1 protein-coding gene is annotated in these 797 nt (G+C 57.3%); it reads right to left on the bottom strand.

The window, feature by feature from the left end; genetic code table 11:
- Nucleotides 1–782, bottom strand: a 782-nt coding sequence (locus NKI72_RS35260) for an ABC transporter substrate-binding protein (RefSeq protein ID WP_352757308.1), incomplete at its 3' end; no start/stop codon positions are given.
- Nucleotides 783–797 lie beyond the last annotated feature (15 nt).

Below are 797 nucleotides of genomic sequence, written 5' to 3'. Positions count from 1 at the left end.
CTGGCGAGCTTTCGGGCCACCTTCTCCGGAATCAGCTTGAAGGCATTGAGGTTGGTCGGACCGTAGGGAATGAGCTGGGCAAAGGCCGCCTGGCGGTCGGCGCGGGTAGCGAATTCGATGAACTTCTGTGCGTTCTGCGCATTTGGGCTGCCCTTCGGGATCACCCAGCAGTCCCAGGTTAGTTTGGCCTGATTCCGATTGATCTCCACCGGCGCGCTCTGGTCAATCAACGACAGCGCTCTCCCATCATAGGATTGATAAATGTCGGCAGCCTTATCGTGCAACATCTGCTGGATCTCGGACCCGGTATTCCACCATTTCCGGACATGCGGCTTGATCTTGTCTAGGCTGGCGAAAATGCGGTCGATGTCCATCGGGTAGATCGCGTCCGCAGCCACGCCATCCGCCAGCAGAGCTTCCTCCCAAGGGCCTTGAGATCCCTGGTCGCCCGACACGAGCACACGGACGCCAGGAAACTTGTTGACGTCCCAGAACTCAGCCCAAGTGGCAGGTCGCGGCCGGCTGGCCGGGAACTTCTCTGTATTGTAGATCATATTGTAGGAATAGATAAGCGCGCCGACGCCGTAGGGCATCTTGGCGAAATCAACGATGGCGTCCAACTCGCCCTTCTTATAGATCGAGTAATCGATCTCCTCGAGAAGGCCTTTCTCGCCTAGAACTAACGTCGAGCCTTGACTCCTGTCGGCCACGTCGATCGTAACGTTATTCTGGGTCACCATAAGCTCAAGCTGCGTCGGGCTCACGTCATCGGTGATCGGCATCACCTTGATGCCGGT

Origin of the sequence: Mesorhizobium sp. M0437 (assembly GCF_040321335.1) — a bacterium.
Classification (GTDB): domain Bacteria; phylum Pseudomonadota; class Alphaproteobacteria; order Rhizobiales; family Rhizobiaceae; genus Mesorhizobium.
Note: the sequence above shows the minus strand (reverse complement) of the source record. Positions and strands in the feature narration are given on the sequence as shown.